Annotated in this window: 21 protein-coding genes; 4 read left to right on the forward strand and 17 right to left on the reverse strand. The window is 57.2% G+C overall.

The window, feature by feature from the left end:
* Positions 1-6: 6 nt before the first annotated feature.
* From CA948_RS11130 to mgtE, 3 genes are all read left to right on the forward strand, one after another.
* Entirely contained in the window at positions 7-1206 is a 1200-nt protein-coding gene (locus CA948_RS11130) for a M20 aminoacylase family protein (protein ID WP_108728030.1), read from the forward strand.
* Positions 1207-1392: 186 nt separating this feature from the next.
* Positions 1393-1737, forward strand: a complete 345-nt coding sequence (locus tag CA948_RS11135) for an acyl-CoA thioesterase (RefSeq protein ID WP_003803527.1) — start codon at positions 1393-1395, stop codon at positions 1735-1737.
* 21 nt (positions 1738-1758) lie between these two features.
* Positions 1759-3240, forward strand: a complete 1482-nt coding sequence (gene mgtE, locus CA948_RS11140; RefSeq protein WP_094195762.1) for a magnesium transporter — start codon at positions 1759-1761, stop codon at positions 3238-3240.
* Positions 3241-3613: 373 nt separating this feature from the next.
* Here mgtE and CA948_RS11145 read toward each other — a convergent pair whose 3' ends face one another.
* The 3 genes from CA948_RS11145 to CA948_RS11155 form a co-directional block, all read right to left on the reverse strand.
* Positions 3614-4507 (reverse strand): NAD(P)-binding domain-containing protein, encoded by an 894-nt coding sequence (locus CA948_RS11145; protein ID WP_108728031.1) that lies wholly within the window; start codon positions 4505-4507, stop codon positions 3614-3616.
* Between the two features lie 211 nt (positions 4508-4718).
* A complete protein-coding gene (gene secA / locus CA948_RS11150) occupies positions 4719-7448 on the reverse strand; it encodes a preprotein translocase subunit SecA (RefSeq protein ID WP_108728032.1) in 2730 nt (909 codons plus the stop codon).
* Positions 7449-7567: 119 nt separating this feature from the next.
* Positions 7568-8500, reverse strand: a complete 933-nt coding sequence (locus CA948_RS11155; protein WP_108728033.1) for a M23 family metallopeptidase — start codon at positions 8498-8500, stop codon at positions 7568-7570.
* Positions 8501-8518: 18 nt separating this feature from the next.
* Between CA948_RS11155 and CA948_RS11160 the strand changes: the two genes are divergently transcribed.
* Positions 8519-9001 (forward strand): DciA family protein, encoded by a 483-nt coding sequence (locus CA948_RS11160; protein WP_164461430.1) that lies wholly within the window; start codon positions 8519-8521, stop codon positions 8999-9001.
* A 33-nt stretch (positions 9002-9034) separates the two neighbouring features.
* On the opposite strand, the gene lpxC is transcribed toward CA948_RS11160, so the two are convergent.
* From lpxC to rsmH, 14 genes are all read right to left on the reverse strand, one after another.
* Positions 9035-9958: a UDP-3-O-acyl-N-acetylglucosamine deacetylase gene (gene lpxC / locus CA948_RS11165; RefSeq protein ID WP_094195758.1), complete on the reverse strand. Its 924-nt coding sequence runs from the start codon at positions 9956-9958 to the stop codon at positions 9035-9037.
* 210 nt (positions 9959-10168) lie between these two features.
* Positions 10169-11335, reverse strand: coding sequence for a cell division protein FtsZ (gene ftsZ, locus CA948_RS11170; protein WP_094195757.1), 1167 nt, complete (start codon positions 11333-11335; stop codon positions 10169-10171).
* Positions 11336-11506: 171 nt separating this feature from the next.
* A complete protein-coding gene (ftsA, locus tag CA948_RS11175; RefSeq protein WP_009455039.1) occupies positions 11507-12733 on the reverse strand; it encodes a cell division protein FtsA in 1227 nt (408 codons plus the stop codon).
* Positions 12734-12740: 7 nt separating this feature from the next.
* The gene (locus CA948_RS11180; protein ID WP_094195756.1) at positions 12741-13532 is read right to left on the reverse strand and encodes a cell division protein FtsQ/DivIB; all 792 of its coding nucleotides are present in this window, start codon (positions 13530-13532) and stop codon (positions 12741-12743) included.
* Between the two features lie 17 nt (positions 13533-13549).
* Positions 13550-14500 (reverse strand): D-alanine--D-alanine ligase, encoded by a 951-nt coding sequence (locus CA948_RS11185; protein ID WP_094195755.1) that lies wholly within the window; start codon positions 14498-14500, stop codon positions 13550-13552.
* Positions 14497-15903, reverse strand: coding sequence for a UDP-N-acetylmuramate--L-alanine ligase (gene murC / locus CA948_RS11190; protein ID WP_094195754.1), 1407 nt, complete (start codon positions 15901-15903; stop codon positions 14497-14499). Before murC ends, CA948_RS11185 begins: the two co-directional genes overlap by 4 nt.
* Positions 15900-16973, reverse strand: a complete 1074-nt coding sequence (gene murG, locus CA948_RS11195) for an undecaprenyldiphospho-muramoylpentapeptide beta-N-acetylglucosaminyltransferase (RefSeq protein WP_108728034.1) — start codon at positions 16971-16973, stop codon at positions 15900-15902. The genes murC and murG overlap by 4 nt, the downstream gene beginning before the upstream one ends.
* Complete coding sequence (gene ftsW / locus CA948_RS11200) at positions 16970-18163, reverse strand: putative lipid II flippase FtsW (protein ID WP_094195752.1); 1194 nt, start codon at positions 18161-18163, stop codon at positions 16970-16972. The genes murG and ftsW overlap by 4 nt, the downstream gene beginning before the upstream one ends.
* Entirely contained in the window at positions 18160-19689 is a 1530-nt protein-coding gene (murD, locus tag CA948_RS11205) for a UDP-N-acetylmuramoyl-L-alanine--D-glutamate ligase (protein WP_094195751.1), read from the reverse strand. The genes ftsW and murD overlap by 4 nt, the downstream gene beginning before the upstream one ends.
* On the reverse strand, positions 19686-20858 hold the full coding sequence (gene mraY / locus CA948_RS11210) for a phospho-N-acetylmuramoyl-pentapeptide-transferase (protein ID WP_094195750.1): 1173 nt from the start codon (positions 20856-20858) through the stop codon (positions 19686-19688). Before mraY ends, murD begins: the two co-directional genes overlap by 4 nt.
* Positions 20848-23625, reverse strand: coding sequence for a bifunctional UDP-N-acetylmuramoyl-L-alanyl-D-glutamate--2,6-diaminopimelate ligase MurE/UDP-N-acetylmuramoyl-tripeptide--D-alanyl-D-alanine ligase MurF (gene murF / locus CA948_RS11215; RefSeq protein WP_108728035.1), 2778 nt, complete (start codon positions 23623-23625; stop codon positions 20848-20850). Before murF ends, mraY begins: the two co-directional genes overlap by 11 nt.
* Entirely contained in the window at positions 23622-25361 is a 1740-nt protein-coding gene (locus CA948_RS11220) for a peptidoglycan D,D-transpeptidase FtsI family protein (RefSeq protein ID WP_094195748.1), read from the reverse strand. Before CA948_RS11220 ends, murF begins: the two co-directional genes overlap by 4 nt.
* Positions 25358-25660 carry a cell division protein FtsL gene (gene ftsL, locus CA948_RS11225; RefSeq protein WP_094195747.1) on the reverse strand — a complete coding sequence of 101 codons (303 nt, stop codon included), beginning with the start codon at positions 25658-25660 and terminating at the stop codon, positions 25358-25360. The genes CA948_RS11220 and ftsL overlap by 4 nt, the downstream gene beginning before the upstream one ends.
* Complete coding sequence (gene rsmH, locus CA948_RS11230; RefSeq protein WP_094195746.1) at positions 25657-26727, reverse strand: 16S rRNA (cytosine(1402)-N(4))-methyltransferase RsmH; 1071 nt, start codon at positions 26725-26727, stop codon at positions 25657-25659. The genes ftsL and rsmH overlap by 4 nt, the downstream gene beginning before the upstream one ends.

The following is a 26727-nucleotide window of genomic DNA, read 5'->3' on the forward strand; positions in this document are numbered from 1 at the left end:
CGCATCATGAAGCTGTTTGATCCCATTTCCGCCTGGTCCCATGAAATTGCGGCCATCCGGCGTGATCTCCACACCTACCCCGAACTGGCTTTCGAGGAAACCCGGACGGCCGATCAGGTCGCGTCCTGGCTGGAGAAATGGGACATTCCGGTGCATCGCGGACTGGGTGGCACAGGTGTTGTTGGTATCTTGAAGGGCACCGGCGGCCAGGGCCCATCGGTGGGGCTGCGTGCCGATATGGACGCCCTGCCCATGCAGGAGCTGAACGAGTTTGAACACAAAAGCCGCCACGACGGCAAGATGCACGCCTGTGGACACGATGGACATACCGCCATGCTGCTGGGCGCAGCTCGCTACCTGTCCGAACACCGCGATTTTGCTGGCACTATTTATCTGATTTTTCAGCCTGCCGAAGAGGGCTTTGGTGGCGCACGCGAGATGATCAAGGACGGCCTGTTCTCGCTTTTCCCCATGCAAGCGGTATTTGGCCTGCACAACTGGCCCGGTATGCCTGCCGGCACCTTCGGCGTTTTACCTGGCGCCATGATGGCCTCCAGCAATACCTTTGAAATTCGCATTGAAGGCAAAGGAGCCCATGGTGGCATGCCCCATCTGGGCGTGGACCCTATCATGGCAGCGGTGCAACTGGCGCAAAGCCTGCAAACCATCGTCAGCCGCAATGTGGATCCGCTAGAGCCTGTCGTGTTGAGCATTACCCAAATTCACGCAGGCTCTGCCGACAACGTCATTCCCAACGAGGCCGTCATGCGCGGCACGGTACGCACCTTTTCCACCGAAGCCCTGGATCTGGTCGAGACCCGTATGCGCGAACTGTGCGAACAAAGCTGTGCGGCCCAAGGCTGCAAGGCCGAATTCGACTTTGACCGCCGCTACCCTCCCACCATCAATGATCCCGAACAAGCAGCCTTTTGCGCGCAAGTCATCCGGGAACTGGCCGGCCCCGACAAGCTGCGTCAGGACATCCGCCCTTCCATGGGTGCCGAAGACTTCTCCTTCATGTTGCAGGAAGTCCCAGGCTGCTATGTCTGGTTAGGCAATGGCGATGGCGATCATCGCAGCCCTGGTCACGGCATGGGTCCGTGCATGCTGCACAACGGCAGCTACGATTTCAACGACGCCCTGATCCCCATTGGTGCCAGCTACTGGGCCAAGCTGGCCCTGGACTGGCTGGCACAACATCATTGATGCTTTAACAAATGTTTCATAGCGGGGTTAAAGCTTGCCGTTACAATGGCAAGTTCTATTGTTGACGGCGTGCGCCCGCGCGCTACGGGCATCGGTCCCACCACCCTTTCCTCCTATACGGGAGTATTTGTGACTACTTCAAGCAACATCTCTTCGCTCCCGGACGGAGCCCCCACCCTGCGCGTCATGCCCATGCCCACCGACGCCAATATTCACGGCGATGTATTCGGTGGCTGGATCATGTCCCAGGTGGACATTGCCGGAGCAATTCCTGCAACACGACGTGCCCAAGGCCGGGTTGCCACGATTTCCGTCAATGCCTTCACCTTCAAACAGCCCGTGTTTGTGGGTGACTTGCTCAGCTTCTACACAGAAATCATCAAAACTGGCCGCACCTCCATTACGGTGTCGGTGGAAGTGTATGCAGAACGCAAACGCCTGCAACTGGAAACAGTCAAAGTAACGGAAGCCACGCTGACGTATGTGGCCACCGATGACGAGCGCCGCAGCCGCCCGCTGCCCCCTCTCTAAGCATTTGTGACAGGCAGGCCTATGCAGGAAAACCTGGTACACCCTACTTCGCCCAGTGACACTCCCAAGCCACGCCGCCTGGAGCCCGAGGACGCGCAGCAGGCACTTTACCGCCTGAAAAACATCCTCAAACGCCAAGAGGTGGTCGAGTCACTGGCTCAACGCCAGTTCGAGGACGACGACCGTTCCAACCTGCTTGAAGGCCTGATCCATCGCCAGCATGAAAGCGAGATCAAGGCCATCCTGAACGATCTGCATCCGGCCGACATTGCTTTCATTCTGGAGTCCTTGCCCGAGCTGGAACGCCAGGCCATTTGGCAACTGGTGGATGCCGAGCACGATGCTGACGTGCTGCTGGAAGTGGCGGACTGGGCCCGTGAGTCGCTGATTCGCTCCATGGATGCGGCAGACCTGATCGCCGCCGCCGGCAATATGGATGCCGACGAAATCGCCGATCTGGTGCCCGACCTGCCGCCCGATGTGGTGGCCGCCGTGCAGCGCGGCCTGACGGACGAAGAACGTGCGCAACTGATCGAAGCCATGGGCTACCCCGAAGATACGGTGGGTGCCATCATGGACTTTGACATGGTGCGCGTGCGCGAGGACGTGACCCTGGAAGTGGTCTTGCGTTACCTGCGTCGCCTGCAGGAACTGCCAGACCACACTGACCAGATCTTCGTGGTAGACCGTGCCGATAAACTGCAGGGCACCCTGTCGCTGACACGTCTGCTGGTCAGCGAACCCGAAACTCTGGTGTCCTCGGCCATGTCCACCGACTACCTGACTCTGAATCCATTGGACTCGGACTCGGATGCCGCCGGGGCATTTGAGCGCTATGACTTGGTGTCCGCCCCGGTGGTGGACGATATTGGCCGCCTGATTGGCCGAGTCACCATTGACGAGGTGGTGGACGTGCTGCAAGAGGACTCGGAAGAGCAGGCTCTGTCTCGCGCCGGTCTGCAAGAGGATGACATTTTCGCCCCCATCCGCACCGCTATCCGCAACCGGGCCCCCTGGCTACTGATCAACCTCTGTACGGCGGCCACGGCCTCTTTCATTGCCTCGCGCTTTGAGGACACCGTCAGCCACATTGTGATCCTGGCGTTCCTGATGTCGATTGTGGCCGGTATTGGCGGCAACTCCGGCAACCAGACCATGACCATGATTATTCGTGCCATTGCCACTGGCCGTGTCACCGGTTCCAACGTCATCCCACTGATCAAGCGCGAGCTGCTGGTGACCTTTCTGGTCGGGGTCTGTGGCAGTGCAGTAACCGCTTTCTTTGCCTGGTTTATCTCCGGCTCCATTGCCATTGCTGCGGTGATGATGGCCGCCATGATCGGCAATATGCTGATTGGGGCCGCACTGGGTGTGCTAATCCCGATCCTGCGCGACCGCTTTGGCAATGACCCGGCCGTAGGTTCCTCGGTACTGCTGACCTTTGCAACAGACTCGCTGGGGTTTTTGCTGTTCCTGGGACTGGCGACGGTGTTTTTGCTGTAGGTGGCCAGCAGGCATGATTAGAAAAACCGGCTTCTGGCCGGTTTTTTTATCTGCCTCAAAGGCCTTCGATCACGTCTTTTAATCTTTTAACACCAGGAAACTCGGAAATCCGAACACCGGGACGCCGGAACACCCAAGTATCGCGGCGTTGGCTCGTTGGCTCGTTGGCTCGTTGGCTCGTTGGCTCGTTGGCTCGTTGGCTCGTTGGCTCGTTGGCTCGTTGGCTCGTTGGCTTTCAGTATGCTTGCTTCATCTCATTAAGCACAAGCTCTTTATCCTTCTCAGGGGAAAATCTTGATAGCCAATCCCACAAGTGGCCTCAAACTCAGACGCCAAGCACCTGACGCAAGCGCCAAACTGACCTTCCAAGCAACTAAGAACGGGGGGACGACGATCGGGCCTCTTCCAAAAAGACCTCCAGACTCTCCTTCGTCTCCACAACCTGACTTCGTTGTAACGACTCAGTCTGTGCCGTATGTTCAAAGAAATCCAGCACGCCATTGGTCACTCTGGGTGCAATGCCTGCCAGATCCAGTTGGCGGCGTACTTGCAGAACTTCGTCACGGCGGCGCACACCATGAACCAGATGGCTGCGCAAGCAGGATTCCATGAAGTCCTGCAAGCCCCGCTGGTTCAAATCCTCCAGCACCTCATACAGTTCGTCCCGCAGCCCCATTTGCTCGGCCAGCATCAGAGTTTCAATCCCCAAGGCTTCCAAGCCCTTAGTCATCAGGCTGCGCAACAACTTCAAGCGCATCGCATCCCCGGCCTGCCCCGACAAAATACGCACAGGAGCCCCCTGAGCCTGCCAAAACGCCGCAGCCCTACCAGCCCCTTGCCCGGCGGCCAACAACGCCGTCTGAGCGCCTGTAGAGGGCACAGAACCCATAATCGCCAGGTCAGCCAGCTCGACTCCATGCTGTCGCGCTAAGACATCCATGCTTTCCATAGCCTGAGGCTCGGCTGTACACAAATCCATATACAGCGTCCCTGCGGACAGATACGGCATGACAGTCTTGGCCACCACGTCTGCCTGTGTACCCGTCACGGCGGACAACACCCCATCCAGGCCCTGCCAGTGTGCATTCGTCTGCAAACATAGCTGCGCCCCTAACTGCTGAGCCAGTTCACGAGCGGCAGCACTTTCCCGGCGCACCAGGATAAACGGCACCTGCACACCGGCAGCCTTCAAGGCTGCGCTATAAAAACGCGCAACTTCGCCCGCCCCGATCAAGGCAACACGATGCAATAAGGGAGATAGTGTCATAGAGAAAATACGCAGAAAAACGATAGGCAGCAGCCGGTAGCATCAGGCTGCGCCCTGTAGCTTACAGGGAAAAATGGCCATGAATGAGCGCGATGCAGCAATCCAGAAGCCTAACTACACAATCGAGGCCACCACCCAAGAAAAAACCCCATGGCTTATAGCACATGGGGTTTTATCTAACAGCCGGTAGGCCGAGGGGCTTGAGACAGCATCAGCTCAAACGACCGTGGCACTGCTTGTACTTCTTGCCGCTACCGCAAGGACAAGGGTCGTTACGGCCTACACGTGGCACTTCGCCCTTGGCCGCCTCATCCAGACCGGGGTCTTCACCACTCAGGGCGGCATCATAGTCCGAATGATGGAAACGAACATTGGAGTTGGCTGGAGGCGCCTCGACAGCGGCTTCCTCGATTTGCTCCGGTGTCTGGATACGCACCGTCATCAGCACTTTGACTACTTCATCACGTACACGATCAAGCATGTCGGAGAACAGCTCAAAGGCTTCGCGCTTGTATTCCTGTTTGGGGTCTTTCTGGGCATAGCCGCGCAGATGAATACCCTGACGCAGATGATCCAAAGCCTGCAAATGACCACGCCATTGCGTGTCAATGGACTGCAAGAGCACGGAGCGCTCGAAGTTGCCCCAGTTAGGCTGGCCCACTTGGTCAATCTTGGCTTGCAACAGGCGCTGAGATTCTGCGATGACGCGATCATGCAGGTCGTCGTCGTTAAGATTGGATTCTTTCTCCAGCATTTCAGCCAAAGGCAGCTCAATCTGGAAGGTGCTTTGCAAATCAGCCGTCAGGCCGGGAATATCCCATTGCTCTTCCATCGTGTCTTGCGGCACGTATTCACGGAACAGACGGCTGACAGCGGCTTCGCGCAGGCTGCTGATGGTATCGGTAATGTCAGCGGACTCCAGCACTTCGTTACGCTGGGCGTAGATCACCTTGCGTTGATCGTTGGCCACATCATCATACTGCAGCAGTTGTTTACGGATATCGAAGTTGCGGGCCTCGACCTTGCGCTGGGCGGACTCGATGGAACGGGTCACCATGCGGGCTTCGATCGGTTCGCCCTCTGGCAAACGCAGGCGCTCCATGATGGCGCGCACACGATCGCCAGCGAAGATGCGCATCAGCGAATCTTCCAGCGACAGGTAAAAGCGCGAGGAACCTGGGTCACCCTGACGACCGGCACGACCACGCAGCTGGTTGTCGATACGGCGGGACTCGTGACGCTCGGTACCAATAATGCGCAAACCGCCGGCCTGTTTGACCTGCTGGTTCAAGGGCTCCCACGCAGCGCGAATAGCCTGGATCTTGGCTTCTTTCTGTTCGGCGCTCAGGGACTCGTCTTCACGAACCAGGGCAATCGGACGCTCGATGCTGCCACCCAACACAATGTCGGTACCACGACCGGCCATATTGGTCGCGATGGTGACATGGCCCGGCATACCGGCTTCAGCCACGATATCGGCTTCACGGGCGTGTTGCTTGGCGTTCAGCACCTCGTGCTTGACGCCTGCGGCGTTCAAGCGTGTGGAAATCAGCTCGGAGTTTTCAATGCTGGTGGTACCCACCAGAACAGGCTGCCCACGTTCGTGGCAGTCCTGGATATCTTTCAGAATGGCGTTGAACTTCTCGTCATCGGTCTTGAAGACCTGGTCGTTCTGGTCCTTGCGGGCCAGCGGACGATTCGGTGGAATGATGACGGTTTCAAGGCTGTAGATTTCCTGGAACTCGTAGGCTTCCGTATCTGCTGTACCGGTCATGCCAGCCAGCTTGTCATACATGCGGAAGTAGTTCTGGAAGGTAATCGACGCCAGGGTCTGGTTTTCGTTCTGGATACGAACGCCTTCCTTGGCCTCCACAGCCTGATGCAAGCCATCGGACCAGCGGCGACCGGCCATCAAACGGCCCGTGAATTCGTCCACGATCACCACTTCACCGTCCTGAACCACGTATTGCTGGTCGCGGAAGAACAGGTTGTGGGCGCGCAGGGCGACCATCAAATGGTGCATCAAAGAAATATGGCGTGGCTCGTACAGCGATTCGCCTTCGGGCAGCAGGCCGATTTCAGTCAAAATCTGCTCGGCACGCTCGTGACCGGCTTCGGAAATATGAACTTGCTGGCCCTTTTCATCGACCCAGAAGTCGCCTTCGGGCTCGGGCTCGTGTGGACGAGGCTCTTGCGTCATGCGGGTCAGCATGGGCGGGACCACGTTCATGCGCACGTACAGCTCGGTATTGTCTTCGGCCTGGCCGGAGATGATCAGCGGTGTACGGGCTTCGTCGATCAGGATGGAGTCAACTTCGTCGACAATCGCGTAGGACAAACCGCGCTGGCGGCGATCCTCTGCGCGGTATTCCATATTGTCGCGCAGGTAGTCAAAACCAAATTCGTTGTTGGTACCGTAGGTAATGTCGGCCTGGTAGGCGGCAATCTTCTCGGCATTGTCTTGCTGGGGAACCACTACACCCACGCTCAAACCCAGGAAGTTGTACAGACGGCCCATCCAGTTCGCATCGCGTCGTGCCAGGTAATCATTAACGGTCACCACATGCACGCCCTTGCCGGACAGTGCATTCAGGTACACGGCCAAGGTCGCAGTCAGGGTTTTACCCTCACCCGTACGCATTTCGGAAATCTTGCCGTTGTGCAAAGCAATGGCACCGAGCATCTGTACGTCAAAGTGGCGCATGCCAAATACACGGATACCTGCTTCGCGCACCACAGCAAAGGCTTCGGGCAAGAGCGAGTTAAGCGAGGCGCCATCCTGAACACGTTGGCGCAGCTCCTGCGTCTTGGCTGCCAAGGCCTCGTCACTCAGACCCTGCATGGCAGGCTCAAGAGCATTAATCTGGGCGACCTGCTTACGGTACTGTTTGAGCAGTCGGTCGTTACGACTGCCAATAAGCTTTTTCAGCAATGAAACCATTCTTGTGTCGTCAATGTAGGCGAGGCCGCAAGGGCTTGAATCTGTGCCTCGAGCCTATCTCTGGTTAAAAGGGATGCGCAAGCAAACAATCAGTTTAACGCACATGCTGCAAGACGGAGCTACTTGTCCGAATCCAATTGCGCGATCTGCTGTTCTACGTACTCACGCGCCGGCAGAAAAAGCTTGGGGTCCAGGGCATGCCCGGCCATGCGCACTTCAAAATGCAGGTGCGAACCAGTGGACTGTCCGGTCGATCCGACACGGGCAATCAACTGCCCTTTTTCTACTACGTCGCCTAATTTAACAACGATTGATGACGCATGGGCGTATCGCGTGCTCATGCCATTGCCATGATTGATTTCCACCAGCTTGCCGTAGCCTGTCATGTAACGGGCTTCGGACACGACTCCACCGGAGGCCGCGTAAATAGGCGTACCTTTGGGAGCGGGAAAATCCAAACCTTCGTGCAAGGCGTGACGACCCGAAATCGGGTGGCGACGCCAGCCAAAGGAGGACGCCACCTCGTCGTAATCCACCGGGCGGTAATTGGGCAGGCGGGCCTCATTGCCGGTTCGCTCAGTAAGCACACTGTCCAACATCTGGAACCAGTCCTGCTGCTCGGACATCTGTTTGGCCAGATTATCCAGCTGCTCGCCCAAACGGTCGGCACTCCAGACCAGATCGGCGCCGTCCATGCTGTCCATGACGGCCAGGTCCTGCACCGGCATGGCACCGGCCAGCTCCGGATCGGTATACTCGATACCGGCGGCTTTGGCCACGCGTTTGCTGACACCGTCCATCTCGATCAGTTTGGCCTGCAAACCGCCGACTTTTTCAGCCAGACGGGTAACGTTGTCCTGCATGGCGGCGGCCTGGCTTTGGGCCATATCCGTATCCAGCGACATGCTGCTGCGATCCCCCCAGTGCGACTGCACCAGAGCTCCCGCCGCTGCGGAAACGCCCAGCGATACCAAAGCCACCAGGGCAATCACCGTACGGCGCACCCCTTTGGCTTTGGCATCTAAGGACGTATAGTCTTTATGTTGATCCACTCTCGTATAACCTCGAACATGACCTGGAAGCCCCCTTTTTCCTCATCCGCGCCAAAACGCAGTAGCGGGCAAAGCCACGCTTTGGGTTGGCTGGCTAGCGACCAGCAAGGTTCCCAGGTACTGGAAATGGCCCGGCAGCTGATGGCGGCACAGACCCATGTAAGCAAAGCCTTGCCACCAGCTTTAGGCAAGGCTTGTAAAGTAGCCCGTATAGACAGACAGCAATTGACGCTGGCAGTTCCCAGCGCGGCGCATGCGGCCAAGCTACGCCAGCTTTTACCTACAGTCATACGGAAGATGAATGCCGCTGGCTGGAACATTAACGAGGCGCTGGTTCACGTGCAAGCCCATTTGTTTGCAAGCGTGACAGAAAAGCCCACACGCCAGGTACAAGTCCTGGACGAGCGGGCCCTGGAATCATTCGAAAAGCTCCATGATTCATTGCCTCAAGGTCCCTTGGCGCAAGCCATCGAACGCTTGCTGCGCCATCATCGTGGCTAAACAAAGCACCACGATCGAAACCCTAGACAAGTATCAGGCGAATTTCCACTCGCTGGAAAATGCATGGGGCGCGCTGGCAGCGGACTCGAAAGTCACCAGTTCCCAGCTATCCTGAGCGGCGAGCAAGGCGCGCGCCAACTGATTGTTCAAACCATGACCAGATTTACACGCCACATAGCGCGCAATCAGGGGATGGCCAATCAGGTACAAGTCGCCAATAGCATCCAAAATCTTGTGCTTGACGAACTCGTCCTCGTAACGCAGACCATCGCTGTTTAAGACGCGGTACTCGTCCATGACGATAGCATTGTCCAAACTGCCACCACGGGCAAGACCTGCCGCACGCAAGGCTTCCACTTCGCTGGCGAACCCGAAGGTGCGCGCACGGGAAATGGTCTTCACATACGAGTCATGCGCAAAATCCACCTCGGCAAAATTGGCCGTTGCATCAATAGCCGGGTGATGAAAATCGATAGAGAACTGAAGGGCAAAGCCTTCATAGGGCTCCAGACGAGCCCATTTAATGTCCTGTCCCTCGCCCTCAGAAACTTCAATAGGCTTGAGGACACGCAAAAACTTCTTGGCCGCTTCCTGCTCTTGCAAACCCGCTGAACGCAACAAGTACACAAACGTACCGGCGCTGCCATCCATGATGGGGACTTCTTCAGCCGTCAGGTCCACGTGCAGATTATCGATGCCCAGACCAGCAATGGCCGACATCAAATGCTCCACGGTCGACACCCGGACATTATCCTTGATCAGCACCGAAGCCATACGTGTGCCACCGACCTTGTCTGCCTGAGCGGGTAAATCCACGATTTCGGGCAAATCAACACGATGAAACACAATACCCGTGTCAGGCGCAGCAGGACGCAGTGTCAGTTCGACACGACGACCAGAGTGCAAGCCGACTCCTTTGGTACTGATGACATTTTTGATGGTGCGCTGACGAAGCATAGCTATTCTTGTATTTGTAAAGTGTTGTTCGCAAAGACTATTGTAACCGTAATACGGGTTATCCACTATAGGCTTTCTTCAAACCTGCGTCATTGCCAAGCATCAAACACCAGAGCACGACAAAGCACTTACACCCCCTGAGCGCGAACGCCCAGGGGGAGTCGTGGGAGAAATCAAATTGGCGACTCGGGTAATCGCCGAACCTGATTTTTAATCAGCCTGCTTGCGCAAAAACGCCGGAATATCGAAGTGATCCATACCGGCGGTCTCCAACGCGCGCACCTGAGCCGAAGCCTGGCTGCGTGGGTTGCGAATGACAGCAGGTACATCAGCGTTGGCGTAATCAGCACCGATGACAGGCATATTGTCCGTACCTGTACGTAACACTTCTTCGTTGTTTTGTACCAACTGTGGGCGCGCTTGTTTGCGACCCAGGCCGGTAGCCACAACAGTAACACGCAGGCTGTCACCCATGGACTCGTCGTAAGCGGTACCGAAGATAACGGTGGCATCTTCTGCCGCATAGCCACGAATCGTGTCCATGATTTCGCGCGTTTCGCGCATCTTCAGGGACGAGGAGGACGTAATGTTCACCAACATGCCGCGGGCACCGTGCAGATCCACCCCTTCCAGCAATGGGCAAGCGATGGCACGCTCAGCCGCCTCACGAGCGCGGTTCGAGCCGGAAGCCACTGCCGTACCCATCATGGCCTGGCCTTGCTCGCCCATAATGGTTTTCACGTCTTCAAAGTCGACGTTCACGTTACCTTCAACATTGATGATCTCGGCAATACCAGCGCAGGCATTGTGCAAGACATCGTCAGCGGCCTTGAAGCAATCGGACTGCGTGGCGTCCTCATCCATCAAGTCATACAGGTTTTCGTTCAATACAACGATCAGAGAGTGAACGTGCTTGCTCAACTCCTCGATCCCTTCTTCGGCCATGCGCAAGCGGCGGTTGCCTTCAAAGGAGAAAGGTTTGGTGACCACACCCACGGTCAAAATACCCAATTCCTTGGCCACTTCAGCCACAACGGGGCTGGCGCCCGTACCGGTACCACCGCCCATACCGGCCGTGATAAACACCATATTGGCACCGTTCAGTGCGGCGCGAATTTCTTCACGAGCAGTTTCAGCGGCCGCACGGCCTTGATCAGGCTTGGCACCGGCACCCAAGCCACTGCGGCCCAGACGGATCTGGATAGGAGCATCGCTGCTGGCCAGAGCCTGCGAATCAGTATTGGCGCAGATGAAATCAACGCCCTGAACACCAGACTTGATCATATGCATCACAGCGTTGCCGCCTGCGCCGCCCACGCCCACGACCTTAATGACCGTGCCGCTACCGCTGGTATCTAACATTTCAAAGTTCATCATGATTGACTCCCACTCAAACACTTAATTAGTCAAGTTCCTACGTACTTCCCCGATACAACTGAAATTTGGAATCAGCTCAAAACATCTGCCAACCAAGGGGTTCGCACCCGGTTTGAACTGCCTCCTGGACCGCCCTTTCAGGCTGCCCGACCTGAGCGTATTGCAACGCCCTTAATTCATGAACCATTCCTTCATGCGTGCCATCAGACCTTTGACGCTCCCTTTTTGCTGGGCCACTTTGCGGCCACGAGCGCTTTGCAGGCGAGCTTCGGTCAACAGCCCCATCACCGTCGAAAAACGAGGGTTACGCATCACATCAGCCAAACTGCCTTCATAGCTGGGCACAGCGATACGCACTGGTTTCAGGAATACGTCCTCGGCCAGTTCCACGATGCCCGGCAACATCGCCGTACCACCAGTCAGTACCACCCCCGAGGACAACAAATCTTCGTAGCCGGACTCACGCAGGCTTTGCTGCACAAAGGTAAACAGCTCTTCCACTCGTGGCTCGATCACGGCGCCCAAAGCCTGACGCTTGACCTGACGGTTAGGGCGATCACCCAAACCGGGCACTTCAATCATTTCCTCCGGATGCGCCAGCGACTGCTTGGCCACCCCAAAGCGCAGCTTGATCTCTTCCGCATCTGGCGTGGGGGTGCGCAACATGGCGGCAATATCGCTGGTGATCTGGTCGCCCGCAATCGGGATTACATCGGTATGACGGATAGCCCCACCGGTGTAGATGGCGATGTCGGTCGTACCACCGCCAATATCGACCAGCACCACGCCCAGCTCTTTTTCGTCCGCCGTCAGGCAGGACAGGCTGGAGGCCAAAGGCTGCAAAATCAGGTCCTGCACTTCCAGGCCGCAACGGCGCACACATTTGACGATGTTCTGCGCCGCGCTGACCGCACCAGTCACAATGTGCACCCGCACTTCCAGACGCAGACCGCTCATGCCGATGGGTTCGCGAATGTCCTCTTGCGAGTCCACGATGAATTCCTGCGTCAGCACGTGCAGCACCTGCTGATCGGTGGGGATGTTCACGGCCTTGGCCGTTTCGATCACGCGCGCCACATCGGTGGCTGTCACCTCTTTGTCCTTCACCGCCACCATGCCGCTGGAGTTAAAGCTGGTGATGTGGCTGCCTGCAATGCCGGTGTAGACCTCACGGATCTTGCAATCGGCCATCAACTCCGCCTCTTCCAAAGCGCGCTGGATGGAATTGACTGTCGTCTCGATATTGACGACCACCCCTTTGCGCATGCCCTGGGATTCATGCTGGCCCAGACCAAGCACTTCAAACCGGCCTTCCGGCAGCACTTCGGCCACCACCGCAACCACTTTGCTGGTGCCGATATCCAATGCAACGATCAGGTCTTTGATGTCACGAGTCATATATTCTTTACTTCACAGGGGTAGATGAAACCGGAGCCAGCGTTATCGCAAAGCCATTCGGGTAACGTAAATCGGCACTTTGCAAAGCACGGTCGCCAAGCCGTTGCATCAAGGCAGGCCAGGCCTGCACAAATCGTTCGACACGAACCGCAAAGGGCAAAGCCCCTTTTCGGCCGTGCGGGTCGGCGATATCAGCCGCCGGGTCGCGGCCCAGGCTCAACTGCACACCGTTCGACAAAACCACATCCCAGGCATAGCGCGGGCTCAAGGTCACTTCACTGACCTGCACATCCAATGGGCCAAACCAGCGTGCCAGCTCGGCATAGCGCTGCACCACCAGACGCTCCGAGTTCGGAGGGCCACTTAACTGGGGTAAATCCACATCATCGGGCACCACCGCTTTATTAGCCGAAAATGACTCACCCCAGGTGTTGATCATCTCGTCTTCATTCCAATACGCCAGCGGCTGCTGCTCTTCAATCCGTACCGACAGGCTGTTGGGCCAGACGCGGCGAATTTGCGCACGTCGCACCCAAGGGGCCGTTTCAACCAAAGCGCGAGACTGATCCAGGTCTACCGTAAAGAAATTTCCCTGCAAACGACCGGCAATCGTGGCTTTCACCCCTTCTGGAGTGACGTAGGCCAGACGTTCGCCTTGCGAGGACTCGATCTGAATGCGCTCGATATTGAAGTACGGACGACGCACCGCCCAAACCACAACACCGATCACCAATGCCGATACCGCTAGCAAAGCCAGCGTATTGGCGATCAGGTTGGTCAGACGGGCATCGGAAAACATGACTCAGACTCCACGCTCTATAGGCTGCGGGCAATGGCCTGCACTTTGCAGCGTGCCGTTGCCAAAATGTTCACACACAACTGGGCGTAGCTAATACCCTCCGCTTTGGCTGCCATAGGCACCAAAGAGTGGCTGGTCATGCCAGGAGAGGTGTTCATCTCCAGCAACCAGGGACGGTTCTGCTCGTCTAGCATGAAATCGGCACGGCCCCAGCCTTCGCAGCCCAGTGCATTAAATGCACGAACCGAGAGATCCTGAATATGCGCCGTCAGTTCAGGCGACAGATCAGCAGGACAGAAGTATTGGGTTTCGTCCGAGTAGTACTTGTGTTCAAAGTCGTAATTGCCTTGCGGAGCCACAATGTCGATCACAGGCAAGGCACGCGCCTGGGCACCCACGCCGATGATGGGCACTGTCAACTCGCGACCACGAATGAATTGCTCTGCCAATACGTTTGTGTCGTAATGCATAGCCGTTTCGAAGGCGGCAACAGCGTCCTCGGCGCGATCCACACGCACCACACCCACAGTCGAACCTTCATGAGGGGGCTTCATGATCAGGGGAACACCCAGACGTTCCACTGCGGCGGCAACCTGGCTGACATGATCCAATTGCGCAAAGCCAGGGGTGGGTAAACCCAGATGCTGCCAAACGTGCTTGGTCATGATTTTGTCCATGGCCAGACCGGAGGCCATCACTCCGCTACCGGTGTAAGGGATACCCATCCATTCCAGTGCCCCCTGCAAGGTGCCGTCTTCGCCGTAACGACCATGCAAAGCAATGAACACGCGATCAAAACCGGCCTGAGCCAGTTCGGTCAGTCCTTTCTCGCCCATATCGAACAAATGCGCATCCACCCCCATGCTGCACAGAGCTTCATGCACGCCTGCACCAGACATCAAGGACACTTCCCGTTCGGCGGACTTGCCGCCGTACAACACGCCGACCCGACCAAAATCCGCTGTCATGCCATTTCTCCCAATTGAGCAGGAATCCGGCTGATGGATCCTGCACCCATTACCAACACCACATCACCATCACGGACAAAGTCCAGAACGGCTTGTGCCATATCGCTGATTTCGGCCACAAAAATAGGTTCGACCTTGCCCAGTACGCGCACGGCGCGACTCAAGGCACGGCCATCGGCGGCCACCAGGGGCGCCTCGCCTGCGGGATAGACCTCACCCAGGAGGACAGCGTCAGCCTGGCTAAGTACCTGCACGAAATCTTCAAAGCAATCACGGGTACGCGTATAGCGGTGTGGCTGGAACGCCAACACAATGCGGCGATCAGGCCAAGCACCCCGTGCGGCCGCCAAGGTAGCAGCCATTTCGACAGGATGGTGACCATAATCGTCAACAACGGTAAACGTCCCGCCGCCTTGTGCCTGGGAAACCGGGAAGTCTCCCACCATGGAGAAGCGACGGCCCACACCGGTGAACTCTTTCAGGCCTTTGGCAATGACCTCGTCACTGACACCCAATTCAGTGGCTACTGCAATAGCAGCCAAGGCATTGAGTACATTGTGTTTTCCGGGCAGATTCAGACACACGGACAGCAAAGGAAGCTCGCCTGTTGCCCCTTTGCGCTGCACATCAAAACACATGGTGGTGCCACGGCTTTCGATGTTGATCGCGCGGACCTGAGCATCGGTATCAATACCGTAAGTGGTGACAGGGCGCGATACAAAAGGAATGATTTCGCGCACATTCGCATCGTCATTGCACACAATGGCACTGCCGTAAAACGGCAGGCGATGCGTGAAATCAATGAACGCACTTTTCAGTCGGGCAACGTCATGACCATAGGTGTCCATATGGTCTACATCGATATTGGTGATGATGGCCATCACCGGCAACAGATTCAAAAAGGAGGCGTCAGACTCGTCGGCTTCCACCACGATGTAATCACCCTGCCCCAAACGAGCATTGGCACCCGCCGAATTCAGGCGACCACCGATCACAAAGGTCGGGTCCAGATCAGCGGCCCCCAACAGACTGGCCACCAAGCTGGTGGTGGTGGTCTTGCCGTGCGTGCCGGCCACGGCGATACCGCGCTTTAAGCGCATCAGCTCGGCCAGCATCAGGGCGCGTGGCACCACAGGGATGCGGGCTGCACGCGCAGCCAGAACTTCGGGGTTGTCGCCTGCAATGGCGGTGGAAGTGACAATAGCGCCCATACCAGCAACGTTTTCAGCCTTGTGACCGATAACAATACGGGCACCGAGCTGCTCCAGGCGACGAGTTACCGCCGTTTCCTGGATATCCGAACCACTGATAGCAAAACCCAGGTTCAGCATGACTTCGGCAATGCCGCTCATGCCCGAGCCGCCAATCCCTACAAAATGAATATGTTGAATGCGGTGTTTCATTCCACCCTCCTTGCCGCCTGCTGACATGCTTCGGCAATTTGCTGCGTGGCATTCAACTGTGCATGTTCTTGCGCGTGGCTGGCCACGCGACTTAATTCTTCACGGTCCAGTCCTTGCAACCATTGTGCAAGCCACTGGGCCGTCAACTCCGATTGTTTCTTGAGCCACGCGCCCGAACATTCGCTCAGGTAACGGGCATTGGCGCTCTGGTGATCGTCAATAGCGTGTGGCAGAGGCACAAACAAGGCCGCCACACCAATGGCGGCGACTTCGGCCACCGTCATGGCCCCGGCACGACAAATCAGTAGATCGGCCTCTTTCATGGCCTGAGCCATATCACCAATAAAGGCTTTACAGTCCGCCTGTACCTGATGATCTGCGTAGCGTTGCTGCAAGCTCTCCAGATGCTGCTGACCGGACTGGTGTGTGACATGCGGACGCTGCTCGGCAGGGATCAGTGCCATGGCCTCAGGCACCACCTTGTTCAGTGCTGCCGCCCCCAGGCTGCCGCCCACCACCAGAATACGCAGCGGTCCAGTCCGTTTGGCATAACGTTGCGCAGCGGGGCCCTGACCTACGAAGGCATCACGCACAGGGTTGCCAACCGTCACAGCGCCAGGCAAGGCACCCGGAAAACCGGTCAATACACTGGTCGCCATTTTGGCCAAGTAGCGATTGGCCGTACCGGCCACCGCATTTTGCTCATGCACAACCAAAGGACGGCGCGACACAAAAGCCATCAGGCCACCCGGGAAGGCGACATAGCCACCCATTCCCAAAACCACATCAGGTTTGGCTTGCTGCAAGCAACGGTGTGCCTGCCAGCAGGCACTGATCAAGGTAAAGGGTAAAGAGAGCAATGCCTTCACGCCCTTGCCTCGTAATCCGGAAAATCGCAGAGGCAGCATTTTAATCCCATGCTGGGGGACCAAGCTACCTTCCATGCGCTCGGGATGACCTAACCACACCACTTGCCAGCCACGTTGCTGCATGGCCTGGGCCACCGCCAGTCCGGGCATGATGTGCCCACCTGTACCGCCAGCCATGATCAGGATGGTTGGAGTGCTCATGTGCGCTTACCTCGCATCATTTGCCGGTTCTCAAAATCAACCCGCATTAACAAGGCAAAAGCCACCAGATTCATCACAATGCCCGAACCACCATAGCTGACCAAAGGCAGCGTCAGGCCCTTGGTCGGCAAGAGGCCCAACACGACACCAATATTGATAAAGGCCTGTACGCCAAACCAAAGCGCCACACCTTGAGCAACCACACCACTGAACAAACGATCCATGGCGCAGGCCTGACGACCAATATTGAAGCCGCGCCAGATAACAAAACCAAAGGTCAGGACCAAGGCGGCAACGCCCACAAAGCCCAGCTCCTCGCCAATAACGGCAACGATAAAGTCGGTATGGGCTTCAGGCAGGTAATGCAGTTTTTCCACGCTGGAGCCCAAGCCCACGCCAAACCATTCACCTCGGCCCAAAGCAATCAGTGAGTGCGACAACTGATAGGCACTGCCATAGGCATTGTCAGGATTCCAGGGGTCCAGATACACAAACAGACGCTCACGACGCCAAGGCGAGAGCCAGATCAGCAAAAGAAAGCTGCTGACCATAATCCCCAGCAAGGCAGAGAACAATTTTCCGTTAATCCCACCAATGAAAAGAATGCCCACCGCAATAGCCACGATGACCATGAAGGCACCCAGATCGGGCTCCATCAAAAGCAGCACACCGACCAACCCCAAGGCCACCGCCATAGGCAGGAACCCTCGCACGAAAGCATGCAGATGCTGCTGTTTGCGCACCGTGTAGTCAGCGGCATACAGCACCATGGCCACTTTCATCAGCTCCGAAGGCTGAAAGTTGATGATGCCCAATGGAAGCCAGCGGCGTGCACCGTTCACTTCTCGGCCAATTCCGGGGATCAAAACAACCACTAACAGGAAAATAGCCAGTGCAAACATGGGCACAGCCAGCTTCTGCCACACCCGCAAGGGAACCGTAGCCGTGAACATGGCCAGCACCACACCCACTACGATGAACAGGGCGTGACGTATTACAAAGTAATAGCGGCCATAACTTTCATAACGCGGTCCGTCTGCCAAAGCGATCGAAGCGGAATACACCATCAGCAAACCGAACAGAGTCAGCATCAGTGTGGCGGTCAGCAAGGGACGATCCAGCACAGGCAATGCCGTACGTCCAGGACGCACCGCATTGACACCTGAGGTCAGCTCAGCAAACAGGCTCATGCCAACTCTCCTTTGTCCAACGCCATCTCGGTCACGGCAGCAACAAAGCACATGCCACGATGGTGATAGCTTTTGAACATATCCATGCTGGCGCACGCCGGGGACAGCAAGACCACATCGCCCGAACGGGCCTGTTCGGCGGCTGCCTGCACCGCAGCTTCCAGACCATCACAAAAACGGTGACGGACATCGTGTGCGGCTAGAACAGCAGCAATCTGCTTGGCGTCCTGCCCAATCAGAAAGGCCTCAGCCACATTTTGGGCAGCAGCCACAGCCAGCGGCTCAAAATCCTGGCCCTTGCCCAGCCCACCGGCAATCAGCCAGACGCGCTGATCGAAGCCACGCAAGGCCGCGACAGTCGCGCCAACGTTGGTGCCTTTGCTGTCATCCAGATACTGAACACCATCGAGCACACGAATCAGTTCTACACGGTGCGGCTCGCCTTGATAGGTGCGCAGGCCATTGAGCAACTCCGCCCAACCCAGCCCCAGGCAGCGAGCCAGCAGCAAAGCTGCTTGAGCATTCAAGGCGTTATGACGGCCCTTGATCTGCAAAGCCTCAACCGGCATCAGACGCTTCAAGCCGCCCTTGCCACGCACGGCGGGCTCAAGCGGCGCATTACGTTTTTTCAGACCGGTGGCAGGCAGCTCAAAATCGGTAGGCTCGTTGGCCACCAGCCACTGCATACCGCCATCCGTCAACAAGCCCATATCGCCCAGCAAAGCGGGCTTGTCCAGACCGAAGCTGCGCACCGACTCCTGACCGGCATCGGGAATCATGGCCATGACGGCAGGGTCATCGCGATTGACCAAGGTCACATCGCACATGCCATACATACGTTGTTTGGACTGGATATAGGCATCCATGCCGCCGTGCCAGTCCAGATGATCCTGCGAAATATTCAGTACAACGCCAGCATCCGCCTGCAAGCTAAAGGTGCTATCCAGTTGGAAGCTGGACAGTTCCAGCACCCAGACTTGAGGCAAAGCGTTATTTTCCAGAGCGTCGCACAAGGCGGTCAGCGCAGCAGGGCTGATATTGCCCACAGCCAGCGCAGCGACACCAGCTTGTTCGAGCAAGTGGCGCGTCATGGCAGTGACCGTCGTTTTGCCATTGGTGCCGGTGATGGCCACTACGCGGCTTTCATGCCCTTGATCGGCCAAATCTTTCAGGGCACGAGCGAACAGCTCGATCTCGCCAATAACTTCAATGCCACGATCGCGTGCCTGAGCTAAAAAGTCAGCCAAGACAGGATCCACTGGCGACAGACCGGGGCTAATCACCACCGTGTGTACACCGCTCAGGCTATCGGCCTGCAAAGCGCTCTGCCCCAAACGCACATCCAGAGCCGTGCCAGTCAAGGCCTGGAGCTTGTCCAGACCTTGCACGTTTTCGCGCGTATCCGCCAAACGAATGCTAGCCCCCTGAGCCAAAGACCAACGAGCCGCAGCAAAGCCAGTCTCGCCTAACCCCAGGATAAGCATGAGACCGTCTTTACGGATCGAAGGAAAACTCAAGGCATTCATCGCAGTTTCAATGTAGATAGGCCAATCATGACCAGCATCATGGTGATGATCCAGAAACGGACCACTACCTGTGTTTCTTTCCAGCCGCTGACTTCAAAGTGATGGTGCAGCGGTGCCATACGAAATATTCGTCTGCCTTGTCCGTAACGTTTCTTGGTGTACTTGAACCAGGTCACCTGCAACATCACCGACAAGGTTTCCACCACAAACACGCCACCCATAATGAACAGCACGATTTCCTGACGCACGATCACAGCGATCGTACCCAGCGCCCCCCCCAGAGCCAGAGCGCCTACGTCGCCCATGAACACCTGCGCGGGATACGCGTTAAACCACAGAAAAGCCAAACCCGCACCAGCGATGGCCGCGCAAATCACTAGCAATTCGCCCGCACCGGGAATATAGGGAAACAAAAGATATTTGGAGTAGTCCACACGGCCGACCACATAGGCAAAAATGCCCAGTGCGGAGCCCACCAGCACGGTAGGCATAATCGCCAGCCCGTCCAGACCATCTGTCAGATTGACGGCATTGCTGGAGCCCACGATCACTGCCCAGGTCAACACGACAAAACCCAGCACTCCCAGGGGGTAGCTCACAGACTTGAAGAACGGCACGATCAGATCAGCCTGGGTCGGCAATGACATGGTGAAGCCGCTCAAGACCCATTCTTTGAACAGGGGCCACAATTCGGTATTGGCAGGCACCGAAACGGCAAAGCTCAGGTACACGGCCGCCACCATACCGATCAGGGCTTGCCAGAAGAATTTCTGACGTGAGGACATTCCCTCGGGGTCACGGTTGACGACTTTCTTGTAGTCGTCAGCCCAACCAATCCAGCCAAAACCGAACGTCACCAGCAAAACGACCCAGACAAAACGATTGGTCCAATCTGCCCACAGCAAGGTGCTGATACCGATAGCGATCAGGATCAAAACACCGCCCATGGTGGGGGTACCGTTCTTTTGCAAATGCGATTCCGGACCGTAGGCACGTACAGCCTGACCGATCTTCAGTTCGGTCAGCTTGCGGATAACCCAGGGACCTGCCAACAAGCCAATTGCCAGCGCGGTGGCGCTGGCCAAAATAGCACGCAGGGTGATGTACTCAAACACCCCAAAGGCGCGAATATGATCGTCCGATAGCCAGCGTGCCAGTTCAAGAAGCATGAGTGGCCCCTTCGTTATGGGAGAAATGGCTTTCCAAGGCGGCAACCACACGCTCCATACGAGCACTGCGCGAACCCTTGATCAACACATGGGACGGCTCCAAAGCCAATAGGTACGCCACCATGTCCTCCAGCGTCTCGAATTGATGCGCACGTGCACCAAAAGCCTGAGCAGCATGGCTGGCATCACCACCCAAGGTCAGCAATTCATCCATGCCGCGCTCTTTGGCGTAGGCACCGACTTCCGCGTGCAACTCAGAGCTGTTGTCACCGATCTCGGCCATATTGCCCAGCACCAGCACCTTGCGTCCTTTCAGCTGTGCCAGCACATCAATCGCGGCACGCACCGAATCCGGGTTGGCGTTGTAAGTGTCATCAATCAACTGGTAACCGGAAGACAACTGCTTGGGCTGCATCCGTCCCGAGACAGGACGAAAGCTCTCCAGACCTTGCGCAATCGCGCTCAAAGGAGCACCGGCGGCATGGGCGCAAGCGGCAGCCGCCAAGGCATTACGCAGGTTATGTATACCAGGGCTGTTCAAAGTCAAGGCGCAGGACTGCCCTGCCACGTGCAGCACAAAACGGGTTTGGGCCGGCTCGACAAACATATCGGCTGCAAATACCGTCTCCTGACCACTCAGGCCAAAGCGCAACACGGTGCGCTGACCGGCTTGTTCGGCCCACATCGCACTGAAAGCATCGTCATCGGGAATGACCAGCGCGCCGTCTAGAGGCAGCGCATCAATAACGGCCCCGTTTTCACGAGCCACCGCTTCCACGCTGTGCATGAACTCCTGATGTTCGCGCTGTGCGTTATTGATCAGGGCAATCGTGGGGCGAGCCATGGACGCCAGCACGGCGATTTCGCCGGGATGGTTCATGCCCATCTCCAGGACGGCAGCCTTGTGCTCGGAGCTCAAACGCAGGATGGACAGGGGTACGCCCAGATCGTTGTTCAAATTGCCGCGAGTTGCCAGGCTTTCTGCTTCGCCCAACCAGGCGCGCAAGATAGCGGCAATCATTTCCTTGGTCGTGGTCTTGCCATTGCTACCGGTCACGCCGATGACAGGGATATCAAAGCGCGAACGCCATTCGGTGGCCAAGGTCATCAAGGCACGGCGTGTATCACCCAGTACAAGTTGGGGCAGTTCAACTTCGGTATCCCGTTGAGCCACGATGGCGGCAACAGCGCCCTGCTCTTTGGCTTTCTCCAAATAGCGGTGACCATCGAATTGCTCACCACTCAAAGCCAGGAACACATCCCCTTTGGCCAAGCTACGGGAGTCGGTGCTCAAACGCACACCACGCAACCACAGCAAGGCCGCTTTGGCCCAGTCGCAGTCATCAAACACAGAGCGTTCGCCCTGCACTTCCTGGTAGGTTTCATGCCCTTTGCCGGCCAGCAGCACAATATCGTCAGGACTGGCAGCCCAGATTGAGGACAGAATGGCGCGGGCGCGATCCATTTGTACGGCAGGCGCTTCAGGCATACCAGCCACAATCTGACGAATGATCTCGGCAGGATCTTCAAAACGAGGATTGTCAGTCGTCACCAGCACGCCGTCGGCCAGACGGGCGGCTATTTCACCCATGATGGGGCGTTTGCTGGTGTCGCGGTTACCGCCACAACCAAATACGCAGATCAGCTTGCCACCCCGAACACTGGCCACTTCACGCAGTGCTTGCAGGGCACGCTCCAACGCGTCAGCGGTATGAGCGTAATCCACCACGACCAAAGGCAGAGGCTGGCGGCCTGCGGTGCTCTTGGGCGTCACAATTTGCAGGCGACCAGGAACGGACTCCAGCTTGTCCATGATGCGAGCGATCTTGGACACCGGCCAACCCACCTCTTGCAGCACACCGGCCACCAACAGGAGGTTGGCCACGTTATGCTCGCCCAGCAGGTGGGTCAAAATCTGTGCAGTACCGTGCGCGGTGACCAGGTTGAATACCTGGCCATCAGCCCCGGTATGCACATCCTGTGCCAGCAGATCCACCTCCGGTTGGCTCATGGAATACGAAATCACACGAGCAGCCAAGCCGGCCTGCATCAATTCACGGCCAGTTTCATCGTCCGCATTCACAACGGCGCTACGCAGACCGGGCCAGCTAAACAGGCGCAGCTTGGCCTGTTTGTATTCTTCCATGCTGTGGTGATAGTCCAGATGGTCATGCGTGAGGTTGGTGAACCCGGCAATATCAATGCGGACACCGTCCAGGCGGCCTTGCTCCAGGCCAATCGACGAGGCTTCCAGCGCCACGGCATTGCCACCTTGGGCGCGAATGGCGGCCAAGCTGCGATGTACGGTCAGTACGTCCGGCGTCGTCAGTACGCCACCCAGATTGGAGCCGTCAGGCAAGGTCACGCCCAGCGTACCAATGGTGCCGCAAGGCACTTGGGAATGATTCAGAGCCGAAGCCACCCACTGCGCCGTGGAGGTCTTGCCATTGGTACCGGTCACCGCGACAACCGTCATTTCCTCGGAAGGACGACCCCACCACTGATGAGCCACTTCACCCAACAAGGCACTGAGGTTGGCAACCTGCAAAACAGGTACGCCGGGATCCACCGCCTGATCGCCCTGCTCACGCACAATCGCAACCGCACCTTGTTGCACAGCCTGAACTTCATACTCACGACCATCACCTTGATGACCAAGGCAGGCAAAAAACGCATCACCCGCCTTGATCTGGCGGGAATCCAAACACAGGTTAGCCGTGGGCGCTACATGCTGCGCCAGCCACTCCAGTATTGCTGCGGCGTTCATCGTACATTCTCCGCACCGGGGCCAACGGCCACCAGCGAATCTATGGGCGCATCAGGCTGGACACCTAGGCGTCGCAAGCTCCGGGCCACAATTTCTGAAAAAATCGGCGCGGCAATACGCCCGCCGTAATAATTGGAACTATGTGGCTCGTCAATCGTGACGGCCACCACAATGCGAGGATCAGAGACGGGCGCAAAGCCTACAAAAGAGCCGCGATACAGAGATTTGCTGTAACGGCCATCCACAATCTTGCGGGCCGTACCGCTCTTGCCAGCGACGCGATAACCTTGCACCTGAGCCAGACGGGCACCGGCCGGGCCAGCCGCATCTTCCAGCATGGCGCGCAGTTCCGCCGCCACTTTAGGGGTATAAACCTGAACACTGGCGGGTTTGCCCTCGCGCTTGAGCAAGGTCATGGAAACCATATCGCCATTACGCGCAAACGCCGTATAGGCGTGGGCAATTTGCAGCAGGGAAACCGACAGGCCATAACCGTAGGACATGGTGGCGCGCTCGATAGGACGCCAGCGCTCCCACGGACGTAGTCGTCCGCTGGCAATACCGGGGAAGTCGGCCTGCGGAGAACGGCCAAAACCCAGCTCGGTAAATTTGTTCCACATTTCCTGCGATGTCAGACGCTCGGAAATCATAGTCATGCCGATATTGCTGGAGCGACGCAAGATTCCCGCAGCATCCAAGGTGCCATTGTGACGGCTGACATCGCTGATCACATTGCCTTGGTAGCGATACTGACCATTACCCGTATTGAACAGGGTGGCCGTGGTAATGCGGTTGATATCGAGCGCCAACCCCACCGTAAAGGGCTTCATGATGGAACCGGGCTCGAAGGTGTCGGTCAAGGCACGGTTACGCAGAGCTGGCCCTTTGCGGTCATCCCGGTCATTAGGGTTATAGGTAGGCAGATTCACCAGGGCCAGGATTTCCCCGGTTTTTACATCCATGACCACAGCGGCAGCCGCATTGGCTTTGACATCTTCCATCCCCTTTTTCAGGGCGGTATAAGCGTCAAATTGCAAACCAGCGTCAACTGACAGGTGCAAATCCTGACCGTGAGTAGGCGGGATGACAGCGCGTACGTCTTCAACCACACGGCCCAAACGGTCACGAATCACACGACGCGAACCAGGAGTGCCGGACAAGGCAGAATTAAAGGCCAACTCGATGCCTTCAATACCTTGGTCCTCAATATTCGTAAAGCCCAGAATATGCGCCATGACTTCCCCTTCGGGATAGAAACGGCGCATTTCCTCTTGCTGGTGAATGCCTGGAATTTTCAGTTCGGCAATCTGGGCAGCCACATCGACGTCCACCTGACGCTTGATGTAAACAAAATTACGGTCCTCGACGGACAAACGGCGCTCAATATCGGATGCACCCATGCCCAACAGCTTGGCCAATTGTCCGATCTGCTCGGGCTTGGCATTACGGGCATCATCAGGAATAGCCCAGATTGCCTTGACCGGCACGCTGGAGGCCAGCACCACCGAGCCACTGCGATCAAACACCTTGCCACGCATGGGCGGCAACACCTGGGTGCGCTCGTAGCGACGCTCGCCTTGTTGCTGCAAGAATTCAGTAGACAGGCCTTGCAAGTACAAAGCCTTGACGATCAGGGCGCCGAAACCCAGGAATAAAAGAACCAGCACCAAACGCGAACGCCAAAATGGCATCTGCACGCTCAGTGCGGGATTCTCGTGATAGCCGTATCGTTTCATGGCTGCGCTCCGGGCTGCGCCAGCGTCGAGCTGAGCTGACCACCTTGCACATAGAGAGTGCGCTCAGGAGAGCTAAGCACCAGGCCCAATTCATTACGGCCAATATCATCCACCCGGGCATTACGAGCCAGTTCGGCCCGCTCCAGTTGCAAACGACGCCAGTCCGTATCCAGTTCACCGGCTTTGGTGACCAGACGATCGGTTTGCACAAACAGTTCGCGCGCCTGATAGCGCGCCGTCACCAAAGAGATGGCCGACAGCATCAACACCAAAGAGAGGGTGATGACCAGGCGCATCATCGGCGGCCTCGCTTGCCAGCAGGCTGGCGGCTATAGGCGGCCTGTTGCAGCAGACGCTCGCTGGCGCTGCGCATCCAGTCCTGGGGGATAGGGGTGTCGGTGCGTTGCACCACACGTAATACCGCCGAGCGGGCTCGGGGGTTGTCGCTGGACTCCTGGTCGGTGGGCAAGATTCTGCCCAAAGACTGCACCAGAGGCTGGGGCAAGTCTTTTTCAAGAATAGGTAGACGTGACTGTTCCTGCGCGGGACGCGCAGCTGCGTTCATGAACTGTTTGACCATGCGGTCCTCCAGTGAATGAAATGCAATCACCGCAAGCCTGCCCCGAGTCGCCAATCGACTCAGAATTGACGGAAGCGCGTACGCGAGCTCTTCGAGCTCACGATTGAGGTAAATCCGTATAGCCTGGAAGGTCCTGGTTGCCGGATGTTGACCCTTTTCGCGCGTGCGGACGACACCGGCGACGAGCTCGGCGAGATCACGCGTTGTATGTAGCGGGCGGGATTGGCGGCGATCAACAATCGCCTTTGCAATCTGGAAAGCAAACCGTTCTTCGCCATATTCTGCAATGACCTCCTTTAAAACTTCCACGCTGACCTCGGCCAGCCACTGTTCAGCGGTCAAACCACCGCTGGTATCCATGCGCATGTCCAAGGGACCTTCGCGCATAAAAGAGAAACCTCGTTGTGCGTCGTCGATTTGTGGCGAGGAAATGCCCAAATCCATCATGACGCCTTGCAATGGCCCCACCTCCAGCTCGTCCAGAGCCTGGGCCAGATCACCAAAACCACTATGTACAACCGTGACACGGCTATCTTGTGCCGCCAGCTCCTGGGCCACGGCAATGGCCTGCGGGTCCTTGTCGATCACGATCAGGCGCCCCTGCGGGCTCAAGTGCGACAACAGCAGCCGGCTATGACCACCACGACCAAAGGTGCAATCGACGTACACCCCATCGACCAGGCCCTGGATTTCAGGGTTTTGCGCCCAGCGCCGGGCCTCAAAGGACGGATCCACGAGGGCCGCCACCGTAGGCTCCAACAGCACGGATCGATGTACCAGCGTCAT

The sequence above is a fragment of the Alcaligenes aquatilis genome (assembly GCF_003076515.1).
Lineage (GTDB): Bacteria > Pseudomonadota > Gammaproteobacteria > Burkholderiales > Burkholderiaceae_B > Alcaligenes > Alcaligenes aquatilis.